Source organism: Methylophaga sp. F-2 (assembly GCF_056859315.1).
The window spans coordinates 831,913-857,708 of sequence record NZ_JBSXOF010000019.1 but is presented as its reverse complement, the minus strand read 5'-3'; the positions used below and the strand labels follow the sequence as shown (position 1 = coordinate 857,708).

At 43.1% G+C, this 25,796-nt stretch carries 27 protein-coding genes and 1 tRNA gene; 23 read left to right on the top strand and 5 right to left on the bottom strand.

All coding sequences use genetic code 11. The annotated features are described in order from the left end of the window. Positions 1-699: a response regulator transcription factor gene (locus AC13DA_RS13395; protein WP_007145554.1), complete on the bottom strand. Its 699-nt coding sequence runs from the start codon at positions 697-699 to the stop codon at positions 1-3. A gap of 166 nt (positions 700-865) precedes the next feature. Here AC13DA_RS13395 and AC13DA_RS13390 point away from each other — a divergent pair, with 166 nt between their 5' ends. The 3 genes from AC13DA_RS13390 (at position 866) to cfa (ending at position 3,223) form a co-directional block, all read left to right on the top strand. After that, positions 866-1,066: a (2Fe-2S)-binding protein gene (locus tag AC13DA_RS13390; protein WP_007145553.1), complete on the top strand. Its 201-nt coding sequence runs from the start codon at positions 866-868 to the stop codon at positions 1,064-1,066. Positions 1,067-1,383: 317 nt separating this feature from the next. Beyond that, positions 1,384-1,863 (top strand): bacterioferritin, encoded by a 480-nt coding sequence (gene bfr, locus AC13DA_RS13385; RefSeq protein WP_007145552.1) that lies wholly within the window; start codon positions 1,384-1,386, stop codon positions 1,861-1,863. Positions 1,864-2,035: 172 nt separating this feature from the next. Then, entirely contained in the window at positions 2,036-3,223 is a 1,188-nt protein-coding gene (gene cfa / locus AC13DA_RS13380; RefSeq protein WP_284452103.1) for a cyclopropane fatty acyl phospholipid synthase, read from the top strand. On the opposite strand, the gene AC13DA_RS13375 is transcribed toward cfa, so the two are convergent. After that, entirely contained in the window at positions 3,224-3,454 is a 231-nt protein-coding gene (locus AC13DA_RS13375) for a DUF2789 domain-containing protein (RefSeq protein ID WP_007145550.1), read from the bottom strand. Between the two features lie 175 nt (positions 3,455-3,629). Between AC13DA_RS13375 and AC13DA_RS13370 the strand changes: the two genes are divergently transcribed. Beyond that, complete coding sequence (locus AC13DA_RS13370) at positions 3,630-4,229, top strand: helix-turn-helix domain-containing protein (protein WP_007145549.1); 600 nt, start codon at positions 3,630-3,632, stop codon at positions 4,227-4,229. A 569-nt stretch (positions 4,230-4,798) separates the two neighbouring features. Here the strand turns inward: AC13DA_RS13370 and AC13DA_RS13365 are convergent. Further along, positions 4,799-4,885, bottom strand: a tRNA-Leu gene (locus AC13DA_RS13365). 181 nt (positions 4,886-5,066) lie between these two features. On the opposite strand from AC13DA_RS13365, the gene queA reads away from it, so the two are divergent. The 10 genes from queA to AC13DA_RS13315 all read left to right on the top strand — a co-directional run bounded on the left by queA (position 5,067) and on the right by AC13DA_RS13315 (position 14,886). Further along, on the top strand, positions 5,067-6,110 hold the full coding sequence (gene queA, locus AC13DA_RS13360) for a tRNA preQ1(34) S-adenosylmethionine ribosyltransferase-isomerase QueA (protein ID WP_284452102.1): 1,044 nt from the start codon (positions 5,067-5,069) through the stop codon (positions 6,108-6,110). Beyond that, on the top strand, positions 6,094-6,825 hold the full coding sequence (locus tag AC13DA_RS13355) for an RNA methyltransferase (protein WP_007145546.1): 732 nt from the start codon (positions 6,094-6,096) through the stop codon (positions 6,823-6,825). Before queA ends, AC13DA_RS13355 begins: the two co-directional genes overlap by 17 nt. Continuing rightward, positions 6,822-7,607, top strand: coding sequence for a serine O-acetyltransferase (gene cysE / locus AC13DA_RS13350; protein WP_273181960.1), 786 nt, complete (start codon positions 6,822-6,824; stop codon positions 7,605-7,607). Before AC13DA_RS13355 ends, cysE begins: the two co-directional genes overlap by 4 nt. 57 nt (positions 7,608-7,664) lie before the next feature. After that, positions 7,665-8,111 (top strand): Rrf2 family transcriptional regulator, encoded by a 447-nt coding sequence (locus AC13DA_RS13345; protein ID WP_007145544.1) that lies wholly within the window; start codon positions 7,665-7,667, stop codon positions 8,109-8,111. 150 nt (positions 8,112-8,261) lie between these two features. Then, positions 8,262-8,588 (top strand): HesB/IscA family protein, encoded by a 327-nt coding sequence (locus AC13DA_RS13340; protein ID WP_284452101.1) that lies wholly within the window; start codon positions 8,262-8,264, stop codon positions 8,586-8,588. A gap of 109 nt (positions 8,589-8,697) precedes the next feature. Further along, positions 8,698-9,993: an adenosylmethionine--8-amino-7-oxononanoate transaminase gene (gene bioA, locus AC13DA_RS13335; RefSeq protein ID WP_284452100.1), complete on the top strand. Its 1,296-nt coding sequence runs from the start codon at positions 8,698-8,700 to the stop codon at positions 9,991-9,993. Positions 9,994-10,169: 176 nt separating this feature from the next. Next, positions 10,170-10,241 (top strand): pyrroloquinoline quinone precursor peptide PqqA, encoded by a 72-nt coding sequence (gene pqqA, locus AC13DA_RS13330; protein WP_081443609.1) that lies wholly within the window; start codon positions 10,170-10,172, stop codon positions 10,239-10,241. Positions 10,242-10,425: 184 nt separating this feature from the next. Further along, entirely contained in the window at positions 10,426-10,992 is a 567-nt protein-coding gene (gene ahpC / locus AC13DA_RS13325; RefSeq protein ID WP_007145541.1) for an alkyl hydroperoxide reductase subunit C, read from the top strand. Positions 10,993-11,066: 74 nt separating this feature from the next. Further along, positions 11,067-12,641, top strand: a complete 1,575-nt coding sequence (ahpF, locus tag AC13DA_RS13320) for an alkyl hydroperoxide reductase subunit F (protein WP_284452099.1) — start codon at positions 11,067-11,069, stop codon at positions 12,639-12,641. A 154-nt stretch (positions 12,642-12,795) separates the two neighbouring features. After that, entirely contained in the window at positions 12,796-14,886 is a 2,091-nt protein-coding gene (locus tag AC13DA_RS13315) for a hypothetical protein (protein ID WP_284452098.1), read from the top strand. 27 nt (positions 14,887-14,913) lie between these two features. Here AC13DA_RS13315 and AC13DA_RS13310 read toward each other — a convergent pair whose 3' ends face one another. Both AC13DA_RS13310 and AC13DA_RS13305 read right to left on the bottom strand, forming a co-directional pair. After that, the gene (locus AC13DA_RS13310) at positions 14,914-15,579 is read right to left on the bottom strand and encodes a response regulator (RefSeq protein WP_284452097.1); all 666 of its coding nucleotides are present in this window, start codon (positions 15,577-15,579) and stop codon (positions 14,914-14,916) included. Beyond that, positions 15,576-16,940 carry a sensor histidine kinase gene (locus AC13DA_RS13305; protein ID WP_284452096.1) on the bottom strand — a complete coding sequence of 455 codons (1,365 nt, stop codon included), beginning with the start codon at positions 16,938-16,940 and terminating at the stop codon, positions 15,576-15,578. Before AC13DA_RS13305 ends, AC13DA_RS13310 begins: the two co-directional genes overlap by 4 nt. A gap of 305 nt (positions 16,941-17,245) precedes the next feature. Here AC13DA_RS13305 and AC13DA_RS13300 point away from each other — a divergent pair, with 305 nt between their 5' ends. The 9 genes from AC13DA_RS13300 (at position 17,246) to AC13DA_RS13260 (ending at position 25,796) form a co-directional block, all read left to right on the top strand. After that, a complete protein-coding gene (locus AC13DA_RS13300) occupies positions 17,246-18,265 on the top strand; it encodes an AAA family ATPase (protein WP_284452095.1) in 1,020 nt (339 codons plus the stop codon). 5 nt (positions 18,266-18,270) lie between these two features. Further along, complete coding sequence (locus tag AC13DA_RS13295; RefSeq protein WP_284452094.1) at positions 18,271-19,161, top strand: DUF58 domain-containing protein; 891 nt, start codon at positions 18,271-18,273, stop codon at positions 19,159-19,161. Positions 19,162-19,172: 11 nt separating this feature from the next. Continuing rightward, positions 19,173-20,006, top strand: coding sequence for a hypothetical protein (locus tag AC13DA_RS13290; protein WP_284452093.1), 834 nt, complete (start codon positions 19,173-19,175; stop codon positions 20,004-20,006). Beyond that, positions 20,003-21,019, top strand: a complete 1,017-nt coding sequence (locus AC13DA_RS13285; RefSeq protein WP_007145533.1) for a vWA domain-containing protein — start codon at positions 20,003-20,005, stop codon at positions 21,017-21,019. Before AC13DA_RS13290 ends, AC13DA_RS13285 begins: the two co-directional genes overlap by 4 nt. Next, positions 21,012-21,551 carry a hypothetical protein gene (locus AC13DA_RS13280; RefSeq protein WP_007145532.1) on the top strand — a complete coding sequence of 180 codons (540 nt, stop codon included), beginning with the start codon at positions 21,012-21,014 and terminating at the stop codon, positions 21,549-21,551. Before AC13DA_RS13285 ends, AC13DA_RS13280 begins: the two co-directional genes overlap by 8 nt. Further along, positions 21,548-22,483: a VWA domain-containing protein gene (locus AC13DA_RS13275; RefSeq protein WP_007145531.1), complete on the top strand. Its 936-nt coding sequence runs from the start codon at positions 21,548-21,550 to the stop codon at positions 22,481-22,483. Before AC13DA_RS13280 ends, AC13DA_RS13275 begins: the two co-directional genes overlap by 4 nt. 84 nt (positions 22,484-22,567) lie before the next feature. Continuing rightward, positions 22,568-23,587 carry a vWA domain-containing protein gene (locus AC13DA_RS13270; RefSeq protein ID WP_007145530.1) on the top strand — a complete coding sequence of 340 codons (1,020 nt, stop codon included), beginning with the start codon at positions 22,568-22,570 and terminating at the stop codon, positions 23,585-23,587. A 99-nt stretch (positions 23,588-23,686) separates the two neighbouring features. Continuing rightward, entirely contained in the window at positions 23,687-25,294 is a 1,608-nt protein-coding gene (locus AC13DA_RS13265; RefSeq protein ID WP_284452092.1) for a DNA recombination protein RmuC, read from the top strand. After that, a complete protein-coding gene (locus AC13DA_RS13260) occupies positions 25,287-25,796 on the top strand; it encodes a L,D-transpeptidase (RefSeq protein ID WP_284452091.1) in 510 nt (169 codons plus the stop codon). Before AC13DA_RS13265 ends, AC13DA_RS13260 begins: the two co-directional genes overlap by 8 nt.

The window sequence follows — 25,796 nt, the reverse complement described above, 5'->3', positions numbered from 1 at the left end:
TTACAAGTCTTTTTCTTCACATAGCTTATAACCCACACCAGGAATGGTGTGCAGCAAATGCTGCTGATACGGTTTATCAATCAGTTTTCTGAGATTATAGAGGTGGCTACGTAATGTATCGCTATCCGGTGTGTCTTCACCCCAGATTTCGGTTTCCAGCTTTTCGCGGGTGACCAGCTTGGGTGACTCACGCATCAGAATTTTTAGAATCTGCAGCATGATCGGCGAGAGCCGAATTGTTTCACCTTCACGAGTGACGCGCATGGTTTTCGGATCAAACACCATATCAGCAATCTGTAATGATTTTGTATCCATCTCACCCCGATGGCGGCGGATATGCGAGATCAATCTTGCTTCCAGCTCTTTCATCTCAAATGGTTTGATTAAATAGTCATCAGCGCCGTATTCAAAGCCACTCAACTTATCATCTAGTGTATCTCTGGCTGTCAGCATGACTATGGGCATGTCCAACTGTAGCTCACCGCGTATACGTTCACAGACTTCAAATCCATCGATGCCCGGCATCATCACATCCAACACAACAGCATCATAGTGGTTCTGGCTGCATAGCTTTAATGCGGTCAAACCATCAGCGGCAAAATCGACCGTCATGCCGCCTTCCTCTAAAAAGTCCCCGACATTCGCCGCAAGATCCTGATGATCTTCGACAATGAGTACGGTGGCTGGGTTAATCTTCATCTCTTCGTCCTTACTATTTATCGGGTGCAGCGTAAGCATAACGTATTGATGTATGCGGTTTGTGAAAAAGTCATTATTTTGTTTAGGAATAATCTAAAAATACAATTGACTCATTAAATAACAATCATTATCATTAACATCCAAGACTTAAAGAATAGGCACTACAATGATTGTATGTATCTGTAACAATGTGAACTCAGACACCATTACCGAGGCGATGGAGTCCGGTGCAAACACGCTGCATCATATTCGTGAACAGACGGGCGCATCTGCATGTTGTGGTAAATGCCAATTTAAAGTCAACCGTATGTTGAATGACTTCGAACAGACTGATGTTATGGCTTCAGCTTGTTCAGGCGAAGGCTAATCTTCCCGCAATCTGTTTTTAACTCATTTTAATCCTTAGCGATTCTCATTATTACCATCAGTCCAATCTGTAACAGTTAGCTGTTTCCAGCAAGGCCAAGTTCTTTCTACTCATCTAAGCTAAGTTGATAAACACTAAGGTGTTTTTGATTTTTATCCCGAAAAATCTCACTTAACGGATTTCGTCTACTGCGATGGATATATTTCAATCTAGATGATAATAATTCCGATTTTATTTTTAAAACAGTCGTTTAGCTTTGACATTTGAAAAAGACAAACGATAATCATGGCAACTTTATACAAAAATGAGGGGTTGTTATGAAAGGCGATAAAAAAGTTATCGAATATTTAAATAAAGTATTAGGAAATGAACTGGTAGCCATTAACCAATATTTTCTTCATGCCAAAATGTATAAAGATTGGGGCTTACATAATCTATACGAACATGAATATCATGAGTCGATAGATGAAATGAAACACGCTGACAAATTAACCGAGCGTGTTTTATTTTTGGAAGGTCTACCTAACCTGCAGGATCTTGGTGCACTGCGTATCGGTGAAAACACAAAAGAAATGCTGGAAAGTGATTTAGCTCTAGAATTAGACGCTATTCCGGATCTACAGGAAGCGATTAAATATTGTGAGTCAGTGGGTGACTACGTTACCCGTGATTTATTCCAGGATATTTTAAATTCAGAAGAAGAGCATGTTGACTGGTTAGAAACACAGCTTGGTCTGATTGAAAAAATGGGTCTACAAAACTACCATCAAGCACAAATTGTTAAAGAAGCAGAATAATAGACAACACATTACCAATTACATAAACCCGAACAAGACAAAGTCTGTTCGGGTTTTTTTATATTAGATACGTAATTACACGGATTGTAATTTATCCTGTAACTAGGTAACTTACGGATTATTGTAGATTCTTCAATTTATTCACGCTCATTCTCTGGAGGTCGGGAAAAGCATGACTAGGTTTAAGCAGTATGATAAAAGTGATGATGCCATCATCTCTTCCCCTCCAAGCCGGGCTTCTATAACTCCACCTGCTGTTCTACGTGATTTAGCCAAACAGTGTGATGTACGCTTTAATGGCAATGAACCTTGGGACATTCAGGTTCATCATCGTGATGTTTACTCCCAGATATTGACCAAAGGCTCATTAGGCTTTGGTGAAAGTTATATGGATGGCCTTTGGGACAGTGAACGCCTGGATGAGCTTTTCTATCGAATCATGCGAGCCAATATTGAAGAACACCTGGTCGGTGTGGGCAAATTTGCATTAATTTTTCAAAGTCTCCGTCATCGTTTTTTTAATCTGCAAACCGTAAAGCGGGCTTATCAGGTCGGTGAGCAGCATTATGATATTGGCAATAATGTGTTTGAAGCTATGCTGGATCCGACGATGAGTTATTCATGTGGTTTCTGGCAAAACGCCGATACACTGGAACAAGCCCAGCTGGATAAGCTGGACATGATCTGTAAAAAACTGCAGCTCAAAGCCGGCGAGAAACTACTTGAAATAGGCTGTGGTTGGGGAGGCTTAGCCAGACATGCAGCAAAAAACTATGGTGTTGAAGTGTTAGGTATCACCATCTCTCAAGAGCAGCAAAAATTAGCTCAACAACGTTGCCAAGGCTTACCTGTTGAAATTCGTCTGACCGACTATCGCGACTTAGAAGGCCAGTTTGACAAGATTGTTTCAGTGGGGATGTTTGAGCATGTGGGTGAAAAAAATTACCCCATTTATTTCGACACCGTAAATCGTTTACTGAAAGACGACGGTTTATTTCTTCTGCATACAATCGGGATATATAAAACTATCCATCGTGTTGATCCCTGGATTGATAAATATATTTTCAGAAATGGAAAACTGCCATCAGCCGAGCAGATAGCAGGGGTTTTAAACAAACGTATGGTGATAGAGGATTGGCATAACTTTGGACAAGACTATGCGCTGACACTCCTCGCCTGGTGGGACAGGTTTGAGGAAGCCTGGCCAGAGCTGTCACAAAAATACAGCCAGCGTTTCTACCGTATGTGGAAATATTACCTGATGAGCTGCGCCGGATTCTTCAAGTCACGCCAGGGACAGCTTTGGCAAATTGTTTTGACCAAGCGTGACCGTTTAGAAACGTATCGATCTATTCGCTAGTTATTCATGAAGCAGCACATTGAGTTGATCGACCACTTCTGCCCAGTCTGAATCTTCTGATAAACACTCCTGAATGAACGCTTTTTGTGAGGCTGTCCAGAACTCAGCTTGTTCGATAGGCTGTTCCGGCTCTAGCTTATGCTGTTTTATGAACTCATCCATAGCTGCAGAACTATTATCCAAACCCAACTGAAGAAATAAATTTTCCAGTGAATGCAAACTTGTATCCATGGTAATACCTCTTGTTTTCAAAAGTCTTAATTGTCTTTCATATTAGTACAATAGCTAGTGCCTGGCTTTCAAATTTATAACTAATTTTACTTATTGCCCCAATCTAAGCGTAAAATCAAAAAAAAGCTTAAATTAGTGTAAACTATTGCACACAACTTAATATGGTGTGATTGTTATGGAAAAAAGATTGTTTACCACTACTCAACTTGCCAGCTTACTTGGTGTTACCGCCAGAACCATACAGCTATGGGCAAATAACGGCTTAATTAATGTTGTAAAAACACTGGGCGGCCATAGACGAATCTCTGAAGATGAAGTGATTCGACTTGCTGAGAAATTAGGGAAACCGATTCCTGAAGAGCTAAAAATATCTAAAAACTCGACGATCAATCTGAACGCTGAGCTGACAGTTTTACTTGTTGATAAAGACCGTGACTTATCTAAATTATATGAATCTCAGTTGCTGCAGTGGCAGGAAGGCTTACCGACCAATATCCACATAACAGATTGTGGCTTAGATGCGTTGATTATGTCTGGTCTTCATAAACCAAACCTCATTATGGTTGATTGGGATATGGATGATATCGATGTGATAAATATGGCTCGTGCTATCAGAAAGAACAACGAAACCCAGCATGCCAAAATTATTATCATGACCCAACACGATAAAGCGGCTTTAATGAAAAAGCTGACCCTGCCAGACAATGTGATTTTAGAAGAAAAGCCGGTATCTTTTGCATTGATAAAACGATTACTTGAAAAACAGACAGGATAAACGGCTAGCTGTGAATTTAAAGTGGTAGGGGAGAGGCTGTTTTATCTATGCCTTTGGTGAAGCTGAGCAAGTTATCTGCTATTCAGGGTAAGCCGTTAGAACTTATCTTTTGTTATTTGCAGAGCTCAAACAAAGATAATTGGTCGATTCATAAAACAGTCATAATTGAATGCTATATTTTCTAAATCGCGGGTATCAGTTACACCTCTCTCTTACTCTCCTCGGCTTCAAATTGTTGCTTTTTAGATGCCCGCTTTTTTTCTATGGCAAGCCCCACTTAACAAAACATTACACCCCTGATGTCATCCAAAGTGGGCGTTTGCCGCCCCAAGTTTTATCCAGCGATTAAGCTACACAGAGCAAGGTTTTTACCATGATTGCAAAACGGATAAATGTATTATCAATTAACAAACAGTAAAGTTTGTTAAAACAATCCAGAAAAAGTTTCTTGGATGTTAGTGCTGGCATGAATTTCTAAAATAATCGAAAGCCGACAGACATGACTATATAATCATGTTCTTGTTAAGCTATTGAGAAATATATAGATTTATGAGAGCTAGATATTAGGTTGGTACCGAGGGTGGGAATCGAACCCACACTGAGTTTCCCCAACCGGATTTTGAATCCGGCGCGTCTACCAGTTCCGCCACCCCGGCAACCTAAGCGCGAAATTATAACGTCTACCCCTGTGGATGGGAAGACCGATTTTCATTTGTTATCCACACTAAAATCTAACTGGTTGATAGTAATAGCTAAAGGTACATTTATTCCACACAAATCATGGTGATTTGTATTAATTAAATGCTGTTTTCATAGACATTTTGCTATGATCGCGCCATGAAAACGAGTGACTTCCAATTTGATTTGCCCGAAGAGCTGATCGCCCAATATCCTTCTGAAAACCGAACGTCCAGTCGATTATTGTTTTTGGATGGGAATAATGGACAGCGTCAGGATTTACAATTTACCGATCTTTTATTTCTGCTGAACCCGACTGATTTATTGGTGTTTAATAACACCAAAGTCATCCCTGCACGACTGTTTGGCGTGAAGGATAGTGGTGGCAAAGTGGAAGTATTAATTGAACGTGTACTTGATGAAAGTCGGGTGTTAGCCCATATAAGAAGTAGTAAATCGCCTGCTGCAGGCCGTCATTTACAACTGGAGGGCGCCCTTGATGTAGAAGTGTTGGGCCGTCACGATGCCTTATTTGAACTTAAATTTCACGGTATTGAGTCTGTTATTGATGCATTAGAAGCGTATGGACGACTGCCGTTACCACCTTATATTGAAAGGGAAGTTGATAAGGAAGATTTAGACCGTTATCAAACCGTTTATGCCCGAAATGTCGGTGCGGTAGCAGCACCAACAGCAGGTCTGCATTTTGATGAAGCGTTATTAAATAGAATCCGTGAAGCGGGTATTGAAACAGCAGAGTTAACTTTGCATGTGGGCGCTGGTACATTCCAACCTGTCAGAGTGGATGATGTTCGGTCGCATCAAATGCATAAAGAAGTGATCGATGTCAGCGAACAGGTGGCAGAACAAGTCAAAGCAACAAGGGCACGCGGTGGTCGTGTAATTGCAGTGGGCACTACCAGTGTTCGTGCTTTAGAGTCGGCTTCTGTTAATGGCGAGATTTCAGCTTATCAAGGTGAAACGGATATTTTTATTTATCCCGGTTACCAATTTAAAAGTGTTGATGCCATGGTGACGAATTTTCATCTGTCTGAGTCAACATTATTAATGCTCGTCTCTGCTTTCGCAGGTAAACAGCACATCATGGATGCATATCAGCATGCTATCCAGCAGCGTTATCGGTTTTTCAGTTACGGTGATGCCATGTTTATAACAAGGAATAATAATGAAGTCGTTGGATAATGTTCGTTTTGTGCTGGTAGGGACAACGCACCCGGGTAATATTGGTGCCGCTGCCAGAGCAATGAAAACGATGGGGATAACGAATTTACATCTTGTCTCGCCAAAAATTTACCCAAGTGCTGAAGCGACTACGCGGGCATCGGGTGCTGATGATGTATTACACCGTGCCGTGGTTCATGATAGTCTCGATGAGGCTCTGGTTGGATGTCATTATGCTTTTGCGATGAGTGCACGCTTGCGTCACTTGCATGTGCCAGTGATGAATCCACGTGAAGCTGTCACGCAACTTGAAAAATTCGATGATGACACGCATATAGCTATTGTGTTTGGTCGTGAGCACTCTGGTCTATCTAATGAAGAGATCGATCGTTGTCAGTACTTAGTTAATATTCCTGCCAACCCGGACTATAGTTCTTTAAATCTGGCGGCCGCTGTACAAGTTGTGGCCTATGAACTCAGAATGAGCTTTCAGCCCAATATTGATCATGGCCGAATTGGTGAAGAGCGTGAAGCGATAACAGCCGACGATTTAGCTCACTTATATGATCACTTTGAGCGTTCATTAACGACGATTGGTTTTCTGGACCCAGAGAATCCACGGTATTTATTACGGCGGATTCGTCGCTTATTCAACCGGGCTGATCTGGATCGTAATGAACTACAAATTATGCATGGTATTTTGCGTGCAGCAGAAACCAAAGCGAGGAAAGAATGACAGAAAATATAAGCCGTTGGGAACGTATCAAAGAAGATATTTCTTGTGTATTTGATCGTGATCCAGCAGCGCGTAATGTCTTTGAAATTGTCACAACTTATCCTGGTGTGCATGCACTGCAATGTCATCGGTTGAGCCATTGGCTGTGGCGTTCAAACTGGAAGTGGTTAGCGAAGTTTATTTCGTCGATTGCTCGTTGGTTGACGGGGATTGAAATTCATCCGGGCGCGAAGATTGGTCGTCGCTTTTTTATCGACCATGGCATGGGTGTGGTGATTGGGGAAACTGCTGAAATTGGTGATGATGTGACGCTTTATCATGGTGTGACATTAGGTGGTACATCATGGAAAGAAGGCAAACGTCATCCAACGCTGGGCAATAATATTGTAGTCGGTGCCGGAGCGAAAGTGCTTGGACCGATTACACTTCATGATGGTGCTCGTATTGGTTCTAATGCCGTGGTGGTTAAAGATGTGGCCTCAGGCGACACTGTTGTTGGTGTGCCGGGCAGAGTCGTTAAAACGAATCTGAGTGAAGATGAAAAACAGCGCCAGAAACTGGCTCAATCTGTGGGCTTTGATGCCTATGGCACATCGAGTAAAACCATGGACCCGGTAGCTTCCGCTATTCATGGTTTAATTCAGCATGTTCATGCGATGGATAAGCGCGTTGATGCCATGTGCAAAACAATTCACAGGCTCGGAGGCGAGTTACCAGACGTGGAAATGCCGGATCTGGAAGGCTGTGATATCTATAAAGATAATGAAGAGAATAAAAGTTGACTAAAATAGTCAGGCATGTAAACTTTACTGGATAAAGTTTATTCTGGATTGGTAAGAATGCGTTTAACCACAAAAGGTCGCTACGCGGTGACTGCGATGCTCGATCTCAGCCTCAATTATGGCGTAGGCGCGATAACACTGGCAGATATTTCAGAAAGACAAGGTATCTCTTTATCTTATCTGGAACAGTTATTTGCCAGACTGCGAAAACAAGGTCTTGTTAGCAGTTCTCGTGGTCCGGGTGGTGGATATCGATTAAGTCGGGCGGCAGACACCATTACTGTTTTAGATGTTATCTCTGCTGTTGATGAAAAAGTGGATAGTACCCAGTGCGAAGGCCGACAAAATTGTCATGGCCATGAGCAGTGTTTAAGTCATGAGTTATGGCAAAGCCTAAGTGATCAGATTCGTGTGTATCTTGATGGCATTACTCTGGCTCAAGTTGTGTCTAACTTTGAGAAGAGTCGAAACGGCGAGAAAGTCATCGCATTTGATATGATTTAGCTTATTCGGCGACTGACTGCATCTGCTGTTAAGTAGTAGACTTTTCCAATCCAATTATTCAATGTCAATTGATGAGTGCTTTTGTTCTCATTCAGATTGAACATCCTTAATAAGCTAGCGTCTTAATCACTGAGTGATATAGGTGAAAATATGATTACATTGACAGAATCTGCCATTAACCGTGTCAGAGATATGATGACCAAACGTGCTTCAGGTGTCGGTTTAAGAATCGGTGTCGTCAAAAGTGGTTGTTCAGGTTACAGCTACGCACTTGACTATGCAGACGACGTGTCTGCTGACGATGTCGTTGTTGAACAGGGTGATGTCAAAGTCGTTATTAATGAAGAGGCCATGCCGATACTCGATGGTATGGAACTCGACTTTGTTCGCGAAGGGTTAAACCAGAGCTTCAAATTCCGAAATCCTAATGTGGTTTCCGAGTGTGGCTGTGGTGAAAGTTTCAGTGTCACCAAATAAGCGATAATATTTATTCTCACTAGTGCCCGCTAAATGCGGGCATTATTGTTTTTAGCACCATGAATTTAAATAAAGCTCAGTATGAGCCAGTTAATATCTAGTGAATAACATGACAGAACTAAGTAACCTTGAATTTGATGCCGCTCACATCTGGCACCCTTATACCAGCGTGACCAATCCGCCTCTATTACACGAGGTTGTGTCAGCAAAAGGCGTGAGATTAAGACTGGCTGATGGTCGTGAAGTGGTTGATGGCATGTCATCCTGGTGGTCAACCATTCATGGCTACAATCATCCGAAGCTTAATGAAGCCGCTCATCAGCAAATAGACTCGATGTCTCATGTCATGTTTGGGGGACTGACACATGCACCGGCAGTCAATCTTGCCAGAAAGCTGGTGGAGATTACTGATGACAGTTTGCAGTATGTATTTTTAGCCGACTCAGGTTCTGTCTCTGTTGAAGTGGCGATTAAGATGGCCATTCAATACTGGTTCGCTCAGGGCAAAGCCGAAAAACATCGACTGCTGACGTTTAGAAATGGCTATCACGGTGATACCTTTGGCGCGATGTCGGTCTGTGATCCGGTTAATGGCATGCATAAGATGTTTGAGAAAGTGCTGCCGAAGCATTTGTTTGCTGCTGCACCAGAGTGTCGGGATGATGCTGATTGGCAGGACAGCTATATCGAAGATTTCAAACAATTGGTGGAAAAACATCACCATGAATTAGCCGCTGTTATCGTCGAGCCTTTGGTTCAAGGAGCGGGCGGTATGCGTGTGTATTGTGCCGAGTATCTTCGTCAGATCCGTGCTTTATGTGATGAATTTAATATCCTGTTGATTTTTGATGAGATTGCGACTGGCTTTGGTCGAACGGGCTCCATGTTTGCTTACGAACAGGCTGGTATCGTTCCGGATATTATTTGTATGGGTAAAGCTCTGACCGGTGGTTATATGACGCTGGCGGCGGTGATGTGTAATCAGCAGGTGGCTGATGGTATTGCGGCAGATGGTTCCGGTGTGTTGATGCATGGGCCCACCTTCATGGCGAATCCGCTGGCTTGCCGTGTGGCAGCTGCCAGTATTGATTTGCTGTTGGAGAGTGATTGGCAGACCCAGGTATCAACTATTGAGAAAAGGCTTAACACTGAGCTGACAAAATATCGTGATCATGAATTAGTCAAAGATGTCAGAGTTAAGGGCGCGATAGGGGTGGTTGAATTGAATGAGCCTCTTGATGAAGCGATGGATTGGCTGCCCGGATTTATTATTGATCAGGGCGTCTGGATCAGACCATTCAGAACCATGATTTATATTATGCCGCCTTACATTATCGATGAATCTGATCTTCATTTGTTATGTGATGCTATAGGCAATATTTTGAATAAACTGAGTTCCAACTGATTATTGAGCCATATTCTGCAGACAGCAGCGTGTCAGCCTTAGCTGCTTTATCGTTTGATAAGCATAATCCTGAGTTGAATCAAGCAATACGCTGATGTGACTTTTTAGGCGGTTTACTATTATGTACTCACGTTGTTACCCCTAGAAACAACGCACCCTAAAAAGAGGAATTGATTATGTGGACTAAACCAGAATACTCAGATATGCGTTTCGGCTTTGAAGTTACTATGTATATTTGCAATCGTTAAGATTGATAAATAATAATAAAAAAGCCCTTGGAGTTTGACTTCAAGGGCTTTTTTTATTTTTCCGATTGGTTAATCGGTTTTATCAATCATACTAATAGAATTAAGTCGTTGTACCTATTTATCTACCTCGACTACAATGCGAACTGTCACTTACGACACTAATGCAAAATTTAAGGAGCAAATAATGTCTACACTGATTAATACAGAAATCAAACCATTTAAAGCGAATGCTTATCACAATGGCGAATTCATCGAAGTTTCAAGTGAAGACCTGAAAGGTAAATGGTCAGTTTTCGTTTTTTACCCAGCTGACTTCACTTTCGTCTGTCCTACAGAATTAGGTGATGTTGCTGATCACTATGCTCAACTGCAAGAAATGGGTGTAGAAGTTTACTCAGTTTCAACTGACACACACTTCACTCACAAAGCATGGCACGATGCATCAGAAACCATCAAAAAAATTAAGTTCCCAATGATTGGTGACCCAACAGGTGTTATCAGCCGTAACTTTGAAGTGATGATTGAAGAAGAAGGTCTGGCACTTCGCGGTACATTCATTGTTAACCCTGAAGGTGTTATTAAAGCCGCTGAAATTAACGACCTGGGTATCGGCCGTAATGCCAAAGACTTAGTTCGCCGTGTACAAGCTGCACAATATGTTGCAACTCACGATGGCGAAGTTTGCCCTGCTTCTTGGCAGCCAGGTGAAGAGACTCTGTCTCCATCATTAGACTTGGTTGGCAAAATCTAATCAGGCTATATCGACCTGTCCGGGCTTTGCCCGGGCAGCGTCACTAAACTACTTATAGATTAAGGTAAATTATTATGTTGGATGCAAATATCGCCGGACAACTGAAAGGTTATCTGCAAAACATCAAACGCCCAATTGAATTAATTGCGGCATTAGATGACAGTGCTAAAGCGACTGAAATGCGCGATCTATTGCAAGAAATCGCCGATATGTCAGCAGACATCAGCTTTATTGATGATGCTGATAGCGATTCACGTAAACCGTCGTTTCAGATTAAACAACCCGATGGACAGGAAAAAATTCGTTTTGCCGGTATTCCTATGGGCCACGAATTTACATCGCTGGTGTTGGCTCTGCTACATGTCGGTGGGCATCCAACAAAACTCGATCAGGAAGTGATCGACCAGATTAAAGGGCTGGAAGGGGAATATCACTTTGAAACGTATATTTCGCTTTCATGCCAAAACTGCCCGGAAGTGGTGCAGGCATTAAATGTGATGGCAGTTCATAACCCAGATATTTCGCACACCATGATTGACGGTGCGTTATACCAGGAAGAAGTGGATCAGCGAAAAATTATGGCGGTGCCTACTGTCTATTTAAATGGTGAAAATTTTGGTTCAGGCCGTATGAGTCTGCCTGAAATTATTGCCAAATTAGACAAGGGTGCGGTTAAACGCGAGGCAGAAAAAATCAGTGCGAAACAAGACTTTGATGTACTGATTGTCGGTGGTGGCCCTGCCGGTGCATCAGCCTCTATTTATGCTGCACGTAAAGGGATCCGCACAGGTATCGTGGCTGAACGTTTTGGTGGCCAGGTAATGGATACTATGGCGATTGAGAACTTCATTTCTGTCAAAGAAACGGAAGGACCTAAGTTAGTAGCGGCTTTAGAAGAACACGTCAAAGAATATGAAGTGGACGTGATGAATCTTCAGCGGGCAAAAGGTCTGAAAAAGAATGGCAAGATGATTGATGTTGAGCTGGAAAGTGGAGCGATACTGTCTAGTAAAGCCGTTATCTTAGCGACAGGTGCTCGTTGGCGTGAACTGGGCGTACCCGGTGAGAAGGAATACCGTGGTCATGGTGTGGCTTACTGTCCTCACTGCGATGGTCCTTTATTTAAAGGTAAACCTGTTGCTGTGATTGGTGGTGGTAACTCAGGTGTGGAAGCGGCGATTGATTTGGCGGGTATTGTTGGTCATGTGACATTGCTTGAGTTTAATGGTGAGTTACGTGCTGATGCCGTGCTACAGAAAAAGTTGTTCTCGCTTGATAATGTTGAAGTTATTACCGGTGCCCAAACAACAGAAATTACTGGTGATGATGGCAAGGTGAATGGATTGGTTTATATCGATAGAGCCACTGAGCAGAAACATACGGTTCAATTAAATGCCGTGTTTGTTCAGATTGGTTTGATACCGAATACTGATTGGTTAAAAGGCACTATCGAACTCAGTAAATTTGGTGAGATTGAAATTGATAACCATGGCCAAACCTCATTACCCGGCGTGTTTGCCGCAGGTGATGTGACGACCATTCCATACAAGCAGATCATTATGGCAATGGGGGATGGTGCTCGAGCTGCACTAGGGGCATTCGATTACCTGATTCGTAATGACTTTGACGACAAAAGTGAAGCAGCCTAGGACTTAATCCTGTCTGTTTCAAGAATAAAAGCCTGCTGATGAATGTCAGCAGGCTTTTTTTTGCAAAGTACTTAACGTTTTTGCAAAAACGGTTTTTGTTTGATGTTGTTTTGTTGCACCATGTTAGCTTTTTTGAATAGGACAGGGAGGTGTAATGAAAAAAGTATTTTTTGTGTTAGCCCTTATTATTATTGCTGGATTAGGTGTTTGGAAATACAAACAACAGCATTCTTCGACATCAGCGATTGTGCAGTATGTACCTGATGACACAGCATTTTATATGGGTGGGACGACGAGCAAGTCGTTAGCTGATTTTTTTGTAGACTCGCCAATTTTAGGTTTTTCTCCATCAGAAAAACGTGCTTTAAATGAAATTCAGTCAGAACTCCTCACGGCTGATACACCTGCCGCAAAATTTCTAAACGCTTTATTGACCGACTACACTGAAAAGACAGATGGCACTTATGGTGCGTTTAGTGACTATTTTGGTTTAGCTTATGAAGGTGACTATGCGGTTTACTTACACGGTTTGGTCCCTGTCATTAATATGCCCATAGCGGATAAACAAAAAATCGTTAATCTGTTTAAAACCATCTCAGAAAAAGCGGGCGTGAATTATCAAGAAAAAACCTTAGCTCAGCAATCGGTTTTAAGTTGGGTGATTGATAAAAATGATCTGCAATTAATTCTAGCCACAACTGATTCTTCCGCTATTGTGACCATGATTACAGCCAAAGATACGGAAACAGACATTGATGAGCGTCTCGCCCAGAAACCCGTACCTGTTTCTTTTGAGGAAACCTTAGCGGATATTCGTGAGCAGCAGGATTACACCGACGATTTGGTGTTTATGTTTGATATTGAAAAATTACTAAAAGGCCTGTTCACTGCCGACAACTCAAGGGCTTCACAAGATTTCAAACGCTATTTTTCTGATACGCCATTAGCCAAAAAATCACTAAATGATCCAGATGCTCAACTATGCCAGGCCGACACATTAAAACTGGTTAGTCAGGCACCACGGGTACTGATGGGCTATAACGATATGGAAGTGAAGGGTAATCAACTCATTGCTAAAGTAAATGCTCTATTAGAGATAAACAATGAGATGGTTATCAATGTTCTGGAAAGTCTACAAGGACATATCCCAAATCATGTGGGCAATCCAGGCGATAAGATTACCAGTCTGGGACTGGCTCTCGATATGGATAACTTAACGCCTGGCGTTACCAAGTTATGGACGGCATTTACCAACGCTGATTTTAGTTGTCCAGATTTGCAAGAAGCCCAACTTAAGTCTAAACAAATGAGTCCGATGGTCTTAGGTGCATTTACTGGGATGGCCCAGGGTATCAAAGGCGTGGGTCTATCATTATTTGATTTAGAACTGGATGCTGAAAGTGAGCTTCCTCTGAGACTCGATTTTTTATTTAGTGTTGAAACGAGCAATCCAACCGGGATTTTATCGTTATTACAAATGGTGCCTGAATTGGCCAGTATCCGTATTCCAGATGATGGTAGTGAGGTGACTTTAGATCTGCCATTACCCGTGGACTTCCCGGTTTATGCGGCTATTAAAGGCTCACATGTGGTTGTTTATAGTGGCGAGAAAGGGAAACAAGCTGTCGCAGCAATCAGTTCTGAAGACCTAAGCCCAAATGCGCTAGGCTTCGGTTCAAGCATGAACTACACAAAATTGGTTGAGCTTATTGAAAAGACTGACTTTAGTGCATTGCCAGGAACCAGTATGGAAGGGTGTATGGAAATATACTCTACACTGGACACATTGCGTGGTACGGAAATGCAATTAAGTTATCAAACTGCAGTCGAGCAGCGTGGTTTGAGCCTTGACGGTAGCATGATCCTCAACAAACCACAGTTGAAAACAAGCGATATCGATATCACTGGCCAGTGGAAAACCGCTTATCTGGATGATACCTGTCACTGGGTATCAGATGGTGCTGAGCAATGGAATGAGGACGGCACGGGTAGTTATAAGGAAAGCAATGATGCAGCAAGCTGTGATCTTTACAAATCTAACTACCAATGGGAAAAAAATGGCAGAACACTTACGCTAACTGATATCTCTGCACCACAATACCGTGATTCTTGCCAGGATGAGTGGCAGCAGGAAGCGACTAAAGAAACACTGGTGTGTGAAATGATCAATATCAAAGAAGACAGCTTTCAATGTCTGTATTTCATGGATGGAAGTGAACCTTTTATCTACCAATACACACGTTAATAGCTTATTGATTAGATAATCATCTGATTATGTTGCCTCGTCAACCAGCTCAAGCAGGTTGACGAGGTTCATTTTTATGGCGAGGCGAGTCAGTTCAATATCGCTGTTGACCCCTAATTTCTTTTTAATGATGTAGTGTGAGTTGGCTACCGTTTTTGGGCTGATGTTCAATAAGTCAGCTATTTCCTGACTTGATTTAGCCTCGAGCAGAAGTCGTAATATTTCAAACTCTCTAACGGTCAGTTCATCAATGGCTGATTGATCTTGTCCTAATTTTTCCATTGCCAGCGCCTGAGCGATATCGGCACTTAAAGTATGTTTATTATTGCTTATCTGCACGATGGCACGAATCAAAACTTCCGGATCACTGCTTTTAGTAATATAACCTAGCGCACCAGCTCGAGTGGCTTGCAGGGCAAAGCTGGGATTTTGGTGCATGCTAAATACCAGGACTTTCGCCTGATTATCAAACTGTCGAATCCGTTCAATGGCTTTCAGACCACTTTGACCGGGCAGGGAAATATCCATCACCACTACATCAGGACGATGTTCTTTATACAGAGAATAGGCCTCGGCACCGTCACACGCTTCAGCAATCACTTCAAAATTGGCCTGTTTTTGTAATAGAGCACGATAGCCTTCCCTGACGATAGCGTGATCGTCAACTAACATGATTCGGATAGAGTTGCTCATAGTTTGGCTTCCGTTTTAGGATTCATAGGCAAGATAATGGTAACCACAAGGCCACCATTGGTTTGTGTATCCAGGCTGAGATCACCACCCAACGCGGCTACACGTTCATGGATACCGAGTAAGCCCAGACCATTACTAGTGGAAAAGGCACTTAAATCAGCGATACCATCATCTTTAATGATCAATGACAAAAGTGTGCCATTTTGAATATCCAAGACAACGTCAGCATGTTCAGCACTGGCATGTTTGGCAATATTCGTCAGGCATTCCTGCACGATTCTATAAACATGCACGGCCAAAGTCTCTGGTAAGTCATTAATGCTGCCACTGAGTGATAGTACGTAGTTGGTTTTCCCTGAACTACGTTGATTCCAGCTTTTTATGAGTTGTTTCAAACTGGTTTCTAGCCCAAGTTCATCCAGTTCGGCTGGCCGTAAACGCGTTAACAAATCACGTAGTGCACTCATCATATGTGCAGTAATGTGCCGAATGGACTGTATTTCATCAACCAATTCTGGACAGGATGATTTTGCTGTTTGTGATACGGATGTGGTGACCGCATTGATGCCGGCAAGACACTGGCCAAACTCATCATGTAACTCACGCGAAATATAACGATGCTCTTCTTCCTGCGTGTTCATAATCTTAATAGACAGCTGTTTGTTTTCTGCCAGAATATTTTGCTGAGTACTGACCAACGCATTGATAGCATGGCTGGTGCGTTTCCATTCAGCGATATCAAAATCTGGTAAGCGCACAGATAAATCACCGGCCCGCATTTTTTCCAAGCCGCTAACGATATCTTTTGCCGGTTTTAACATACGATTGATGGTGATAAACACCAGACAACATAAAGCCAGGATGGTCACTACCAGAACGCCGAGTGCGGCTTGTAAATTATGCCAGGCACGGGCTGTTTCAATATCGACATTTAGGGTCACCAGTATCGTGCCGTACTTTATTGCGTTAAAGCTGACAGAACGTTTCACTTCCACACCGGGGTTAAAAAACTGTGCATAAAAATGCCCGAACCAAATGGGATAATTTTTATTCGATGTTTGTGTGGCGTTGCATAAACTACGCTGACGGCTTTGCGTACGTGATAAAAACTGAGTACATGAACCGGGCACACTTTCAATTTTTTGCCACAAACCAATATCAGGAAAAGACTGAGAAAAGTCATAACGTTGAAACATTTGTAACAGTTGCTGTCTGATTTGATGCTCTATCCGGGTTGCAGTCGACTCGGCCTCACTCAATGCCTGCTGATTAGTTTGATATAAGACATACCAGGTACTGCCAATAATACAGATGATCGCGATAATCAAAATTCGCACAAAGAGTTGGAGCTGTAGATTCATCTGTTTTTCACTAATATAAAGATAGAACTAGTCTAGGAGTAATCCTGACATCTGCAAAGTGCTGTTTCAGGCATCGGGAAATTTGCCCGATGATACTAGGCATATTTCGGCTGAACACAGATTAGGATACAGTTCTAATAGCATTCATTGATTGAACATGGTTCGTATCTAAACGCATTCGTTTTTATATGTATAACGAAGCGGTCTGAATGAGAAATTAAATAGATTAATTTTTGATTCACAATGACTTTTTGTAAATGGACTTGCTAAAGTAACAAAACAAAAAACCAATAAGGGGAGAGAAAATGGCTGAATCTCAGCTTTTACAAACAGCGAGACAACATGCGCTGGAATTAGAAGATGTTGTTAACAAGGTAGTCGTTGGTCAAAAAGAAGCAGTTCGACTGATTTTGATTGCCTTACATGCTCGTGGCCACGTGTTACTGGAAGGTGGTGTTGGGGTCGGTAAAACCACTTTACTGCGTACCTTTTCAAAAGCATTGGGCGGTGCCTTTGGCCGTATCGAGGGTAGTGTGGACTTGATGCCTAATGACCTGCTCTATAGTGCCTGGGTTAATGCCGATGGCAAACCCGTGATTGATCCTGGTCCGCTGATTAATCACGGTGAAGATACAGCCGTCTTTTTCTTTAATGAAATTAACCGTGCCCGTCCTCAGGTGCAGTCTTTGTTACTGCGTGCGATGGCAGAACGCAGTGTTGAAGCCTTTGGTAAAGAATATCGTTTCCCGCATATGGTGGTTTTTGCTGATCGTAATGCCGTTGAAAAAGAAGAAACCTTTGAACTCAGTGCAGCAGCACGAGATCGTTTCTTATTCGAAATTAATATCAGCCGCCCAACAGACGATGCGATTCGTCGCCAGCTTATTTTTGATCCCGCCTTCCATGATGTTGATCAGCTATTGAGTACCATTGGTGAACCATTACTGGATTACCAGCAATTAAATGCACTGGATCATGATATTCAACGCGCTATTTTTGTATCACCGGAAATTGAGAATTATGTGGTGCGATTATGGGATGCCAGCTGGACACCGCATGAGTTAGGTATCGAGATGCCTGATATTTACGTGGAAGATCTGGTGGTGGCTGGCGCCAGCGTACGGGGTATGTCAGCCATGGTCAGAGCGGCGAAAGTAGCGGCCTGGCTTGATGGCAGAGATCATGTTTTACCGGATGATATTCATACTGTTTTATTACCATCGATGACGCACCGCGTTTTCCTTTCACCAGTATATGAAGGTCGACGTGAACAAATTATGCCGCAATTTGTTCGAGCACTCCGCGATCATATTGCGACACCTTAAGTCGTATGGCTACCAGAAACCTGCCTCAGCAGGAGTTTGTTTATCGTTTTCCAGATAAAGTGTTCAGCCATGTGCCTGGTGCTCACAGCGGCACAGCATTAGGTAGTGGTGATCGTTTTGCTGGGTTTGCTGACTTGTTTGATTACCCTGACCCACGGCGCCTGGACATTCGTGCCAGCTTGCGTCAGCAGGCAGCGGATGTCACACAGCAGAGTCAGCAGCGCTGGTTGGTAAAACGTTATCAACAACGTGCTTCCGTCACGCTGTGGTTAATGTCAGATATCAGTCAATCTATGACCGTATCCAGTGTTAATCATGAACGATTGGCTAAGTTGGCCCATATGATTGCCCATAGTGCGATTGGTATTGGTGATCGTTTTGCCATGACCGCCTTTGATAGTGAATGGCGTCAGGACATGACCATTATGCCCACCAGGCAACGCAGTATGCCCGCGTTTGCAGCTGAACGGTTGATGGGCGCTGCTAAACCAAAAGCAGCGGGTGCGGCTGGACTGACACAGGCAACAGATCTGATTAACAGTAAACGGGCCATGATCTTTCTCGCCTCTGATTTCTGTTTTGATCTCAGTTTGTTAGAACAAAGTCTGCGCAAATTATCTCAATACACGGTGATACCGATTGTATGGCGACATGATGATGTTGATCATTTTCCGTCTCAAGCAGGTTGGGCTGAAACGCGAGATGCAGAGACGGGACAACGGCACAGCGTGTGGATGCGACCCAGTATTAAGAAGCGTTGGCAACAGCAGATGGAGGATCATTTTTCTCAACTTTCAGCCTGTTTTATGCGTTATCGCATCAGACCGCTTTATGTTGAGGGTGATATCACACCACAGCAGTTGACCGAATATTTTTACGCCATGAAAAACTCATAGGAATGCAGACAATGCGATTATTTGCTCTGTTTTTATTCACTCTGGTGACAACTAACGTGTATGCGGAGGATGTCACTATTCGTTTTGATCGTAGCTGGGGATTACTGGTCGGTGACCAAATTCATGCAACGGTCAATTTACCTGTTGATAGCAGTCAACTTGAGGAACACTCTCTGCCTCAAGTTGATAAACGTTATGGACCTTGGGTTCAATTATTAAAGCGTGAGTCAGAAGGTTCTGTTATGTCATTGACGTTTCAGATCATTAACGTGCCTGCTCATACCCGCGATGTAAAAACACCTGAACTGGAATTGCGTACACAGGATGGGCAGTTTTTAACGATTCCTGCAGCGACAATCGAGTTGGGCTCGTTTCTACCCAATGCGGAAGGTAGCAAACATCAGCCGCGAGCCGATGCGGTGTTACCTGCACAGAGTCATCAGCAGCTGCTGACAAACTTGTGGATTGCCATCGCTGTCTTGCTGTTATCCATTCTGATCTGGCTGGCCTGGCACTTTGGTTTACGTCCTCGCCATCGTCTGCCTTTTGCAACGGCGGTGTTTGAGCTTAATAAGATGCGTTTTCTCGGTCGCAAAAATGCCGATGAAGCCAGTCGTCACTTACACCATGCATTTAATCGTTGTGCCGGACGTGTGCTTGTCAAAAATGATCTGCCACTTCTTTGGGCAGAATGTCCTTGGCTGGAACCCTTAGCTGCAGACATTGAAAGCTTTTATCAGCAATCGGCAAGTCACTTTTTTAGTCGCGAACCGATGGAACAAAAAAGTTTTTCAGAATCACTCGAGCTGGCTAAAAAATGTCGTGCTAAGGAGAAAATGGCATGATGCTAGCTGGCTTTGAATGGGGTCATGCATGGCTATTACTTTTACTGCCATTGGCATTATTACCCTGGTTCAATCATAACCTCGACAAAACGGTGGCGTGGGTGAATCTTGTGCCAGTTGACCCATTATCACGAGTCATCAATCTCACACTAAAAACACTGTCTTCACTAGCCATTGCCTGTCTGATTATTGCTCTGGCTGCACCAAGCCTGCCAGAACAAAAAAGGGAGCGTGTCGGTGAAGGGGCTGAGATTGTTCTGTTGTTGGATCGCAGCCGTAGTATGGATGATCCTTTTGCCGTTAAAACACAGGCGGCTTCGGTGAGTGTGGGAGGCGATAACTCCAAGCGTAATGTCGCCCGTGATTATTTAACCGAGTTTGTCAAAAATCGTCCGGATGATCGTTTTGGTTTTGTGTTTTTCAGTACCAAAGCTATCAATCTTTTACCGCTGACTTATGACAAAGAGGCTGTATTGGCAACCATTAATGCCAATGCCTTGGGTAAAGGTTTATCCGATACCAATATGGCCGAGGCGCTGCTCAGTAGTGCCAAGATGTTTGAAGGCCAGCCTTATCGTGGTTCGCGGATTGTTTTATTGGTGTCTGATGGTGGTCAGATATTAACGGATGAGGCAAAAGAGAAAATTGCCAAAATTTACCGTGAAATGAATCTGACTATCTACTGGATATATCTCAAGTCCAGACAGGAGATGACACTCGAAGCAAGTGATAATGACAACTTGTTATGGGTGGATATTCCGGAACGGAAATTACATACATTCTTTAAATCTATAGGTGTGCCATATCGTGCGTTCGAAGCCGGTTCTTTACAGAGCTTTGCTGACGCCTTAGCCGAAATCGACAGACGCCACTATCAAACTCTGATTGTGGAAGAAACACTGCCTCATGAACCCAAGGAAGATGTTTTTCTCTGGTTGGCGATGTTAGCAATGTTGTTACTGGCAAGTTCACATTTATACACATGGTGGGGAGTGAAAAAAGCCCATGAATAAAAAATTACAAACATTACGTTTTGTGCTGATTTTATTGATTATTTGTAGTGCTGCTTCGGCGAGTTATCTTGGCTTTAAATTGTGGCAGGAAATACAAATTGAACGATACATTGCTTCACCGTCCAGTAGTGAAGACGTACCTGATGATCCTCGCGCGCATTTTGCCAAAGCAGCTGACTTTGAAAAGCAGGAAAAACATGAGTTGGCACTGGATCAGTTAACCATTGCTTTAGGTGATGCGCCTAAAGAACTAATGACGCTCGCTTATTACAATCGCGGCAATATCAACCTCCGTACAGCACTGGAAATGACTCAGGCAGATGCCCGTCAATTACCATTAATTGAATTGGCGAAGCAGGATTTTCGTAGTGCTCTGGCTATCAATCCTGATATGTGGGATGCCCGCTATAATCTGGAAGTGGCTTTACGGGCTGTACCTGAAGATCCAGATGTGAATCCTGATTTTGAGAAAAACATCATCAGTAGTCAGCGTTCTATTGAGAGTAAAGCGTTCAAGGTAGATCTTCCATGAGATTGAGTTACCAAAAACGTATTTTGCTGACCGCGATTATCATGGTGACAGCATTAATTTTAGTGATGGCGGCTTTATGGTTCCCACTGGTCAAGCGTGATGTCAAAATCATGGATGCTATTTTTGTCCTTGATATCACTGACAGTATGAACGTCAAAGACGCTGAAATTGATGGTGAAAAAGTCAGTCGCCTGGCTTGGGCCAAAGAGTTTACTCGCAGGACATTGTTAGAAATGCCATGTGGCGCTCATGCCGGGCTCGCCATTTTCAGTGAAGCCAGAAGTTTGATTCTGATGAACCCGGTAGAAGTGTGTTCTTCTTATCATGATCTGACCCAGATGTTGGAGCAAGTCGACCCCTATATGGCATGGGCACGTTCTAGTGAAGTGTCAAAAGCGGTCTATACGGCGATTCGTCAGGCCAAACAGATTGAACCAAAACCGACGATTGTCATGCTAACGGATGGCCATGAGTCACCGCCGATTAACCCGACCTTATTCCCTAAATTTGCTGGTACGCCAGGTGAAGTTCACGGGATTCTTGTTGGTGTGGGGGGAGATGAATTACTGCCTATACCTAAAACCAATGATAAGGGCGTGATTGAAGGTGTCTGGGGTGTGAATGAAGTCATGCATGAAGATGTTTATGCTTCCATGCGGGCAGATAAAGATGTGCAGGTGAATAAACCCAGAACTGAGCATTTATCATCACAGAAAAAATCACATTTAGCCACATTGGCGAATCGTGTCGGCTTTGCTTTTGTGTCTTCCCCTAATGATCCGGTTGATTTGGTAGACACTATTCGTGATGAGTCTAATACCCGTGAGCAAACCATTGATTACGATTTATATGCCTGGTTTTCCGGGGCAGCATTATTGCTAATTTTATTGGTATTTTTACCTTACAGGTGGTTTGTACGAATAGACGACTAACAGATAACGGAAATGAAAAAGTGTCTGACATGGATTGTCTTTGCTATCTGAGGATATCCATACCTGAGTGTATCGGAGTGCATAGTGTTTGAGCTGAGTTGGGCTCATCCCATTTTTTTCTACGGAATGCCATTGGCTTTGTTGCCGTGGCTTTCTCAAAACACAACAAAAAAAATAGCCTGGCAAGGTTTTATACCGAAAGACAACTTGTCAGGCATTCTTTTCATACTCAGCAAGTTAGCCACTTCTATCGTGATGATTTGTCTGCTTTTAACGCTGGCAGATCCGTATATTCCTGAACAGACCGTTGAGCGTAGCCGTCAGGGAGCCGAGTTTGTCATTTTATTAGACCGCAGCCGCAGCATGGACGACCAATTTGCCCGTCCGCCACGCAATACCTTACAACGCTATACCGGCGTTAAAAAAAGCAAACGCGAAGTATCGCGCGATTATTTGGCTGAATTTGTGAAACGCCGTCCGGATGATCGTTTTGGCTATGTATTTTTTAGCACCAAATCAACGGAAATATTGAAGCTCACCTATAACAAAGATGCTGTGCTGGCGACTATCAATGCCGGTGGGCTTGGAAGAGGATTATCTCAAACCGATATTTTTAAAGCACTGAGTCTGGCCGTGAATATGTATAAAGACCAACCTTACCGGGGTTCACGAAATATTCTGCTCATTTCCGATGGTGGCCAGATTTTATCGACGGAACAGAAACAGTATCTGCAGAAGGTTTTTAAGAAAATGCGCCTGAACTTATATTGGATTTATCTGCGTTCGATGCGAGGAATGACTTTGGAACCAAGCAATAATGATAGCCTGCTGTGGATTGATATGCCTGAGCGGAAATTGCATAAGACATTCAAAACTCTGGGCGTGCCGTATCAGGCTTTTGAAGCTGGTTCTTTAGATGAATTTGCACAAGCCATCGATGAAATTCATAAACAGCAATCACAACCATTGATTGTGGAAGAACGTGTGCCTAAACAGCATCATCATGATGTATTTTTATGGCTTGCTTTGCTGAGCTTGTTTCCACTTATGCTGAGTCGAGTTATCACCGTATGGGGCGTCAAAAGGGCTGCACATAAACACTAGCTAATATCGCATTTCTACGCTGGCTTTGTTATCTTGTAAGGCTTATTCAGCCGTCATATGGAAGGTTGATAAATCACCCTCTAACCAGCAGGAATCACAATGCTAGAAAGTCTGTCACCCGATCAACTTATTGGTTTATTAGTGATTGTTGGCTGTGTTTCTGCTGCACTGGCGTATTTGTTATTTGCCTTGCGTCATAGTCGCAAATTAACCGCCTTGCAATCGCAATTATATGAGTTACAACTTAGTCACAGCCGACAGGAGCAACAGTTACAAACGGCGTTCTCGACCGAGTCACGCTTGACTGAGACAGTAGCTGAATATAAACAGCAGGTTCAGCAGTTAAATCAAAGTCTTGAGCAGACAAAACAACAGTTACATCAGGCAGAAAAACACTTTGAAACTGCTCAGGCTAATAACCAGTCTTTACAACAACAATTCACCGATAAAAAGACAGAGCTGCAGCAGCAGTTGGACGCGTTTCAAGAGTTACAACAAGCCTATCATTCACTGTCCAATCAACATACCGAGTTAAAAACGACACTGGAGAGAAGGGAAGAGCATTTCAAAGAACAAATGGCGCAATTGGCTGAAACCAAACAGGCCATGACCAAAGAATTTGAGAATCTTGCCAATAAGATTTTTGAAGAAAAAGGCAAAACATTTACCGATACCAGCAAGTCCAGTATTGATGTATTACTGAAACCGTTTCGTGAGCAAATTGAAGGGTTTCAAAAACGTATCAACGAAGTCCATGACGCCTCGATTAAAGGCAATACCAATCTGAATGCCGAGATCAAAAAGGTATTGGATATCGGCCTGAAAATGAGTGAAGACGCGCACAACCTGACTTCTGCTTTAAAAGGTGACTCCCAGCAACGCGGTGTCTGGGGTGAAGCACAACTCAGACGTACACTGGAAATGAGTGGCCTGATTGAAGATGCCCATTTTGAAGTGCAGACGGCGTTTAAAGATAACGAAGGTAAACAGAAACAAACCGACTATCTGATTAAACTGCCTGACAATAAACACATCATTATTGATAGCAAAGTGTCCTTGAATGCCTATGACCGGGCTGTGTCAGCAGAAACACCAGAGGCCTACACGGTGGCGATGGCTGACCATGTCAGAGCGGTGCGTAAGCATATTGATGATTTGGCTTCAAAGGATTACACCAATGTGGTCGGCATGCGTAGTCCCAGCTTTGTATTGATGTTTATGCCGATTGAACCGGCCTATATCGAGGCATTAAAAAATAACAAAGATCTGTTTGAGTATGGCTATAAAAAAGGCATTGTTCTGGTGTCTCACACCACATTGATACCGATTCTTAGAACGGTATCGAATCTGTGGATGATGGAGCGAAGTAATGCTGAAGCACGCGAAATCAGTGAAAAAGCAGGTGATATTTATAATCAGGTTGCGATTGTTGCCGAGCGTTTGCAAAAACTAGGTAATACCTTGGGCACTGTCAGTAATCAATATAATCAGGTCATCAAAGGTGTCGCGGGCAAACAAGGGCTTTATGGCAAAGTCGATCGTTTTGGTCAGTTATCCACGAAGGTCAGTAAATCGTTGCCACAATTAGAAACGATTGAACGTGATTATGAGACTGAACCGCTGACTATGATTGTTGAAGCCATAGAGGAAGAAGATGAGGCTCACTTATTGCCTCACAGTGAACAGCAAACATCAGCCAATGAATAAAATCGACGTGATTGATAATAATGAAGTCTGGCTAGATATTTCACTGACACAGCAACATTGCTGGCTGCGCCAGGCTGATGATGTTTTGTTTGATGCACCAGTGTCTACAGCGCTTAATGGGCCTGGTGAGCAGAATGGTAGCGGTTGTACACCACGAGGCTGGCATAAAATTCGTGCAAAAATTGGCAATAATCAGCCTATCAATAGCGTTTTTGTTGGACGCCGCCCCACCGCTGAGATTTTTAGTGATGCACTAAAAGTGCAATTTCCTAATCGTGACTGGATTCTGACCCGAATTCTTTGGCTTAGCGGGCTGGAAGTCGGCAAAAACCGACTGGGAAATGTTGATACAATGCGCCGATATATTTATATCCATGGTTGTCCTGATGAACTGCCTATGGGTGAAGCGCTCTCTCATGGTTGTGTGCGTATGCGTAATCAGGATGTAGTGACGTTGTTTGATCGGGTAGATGCCGGTCTTAAAGTCTGGATTCACGAATAA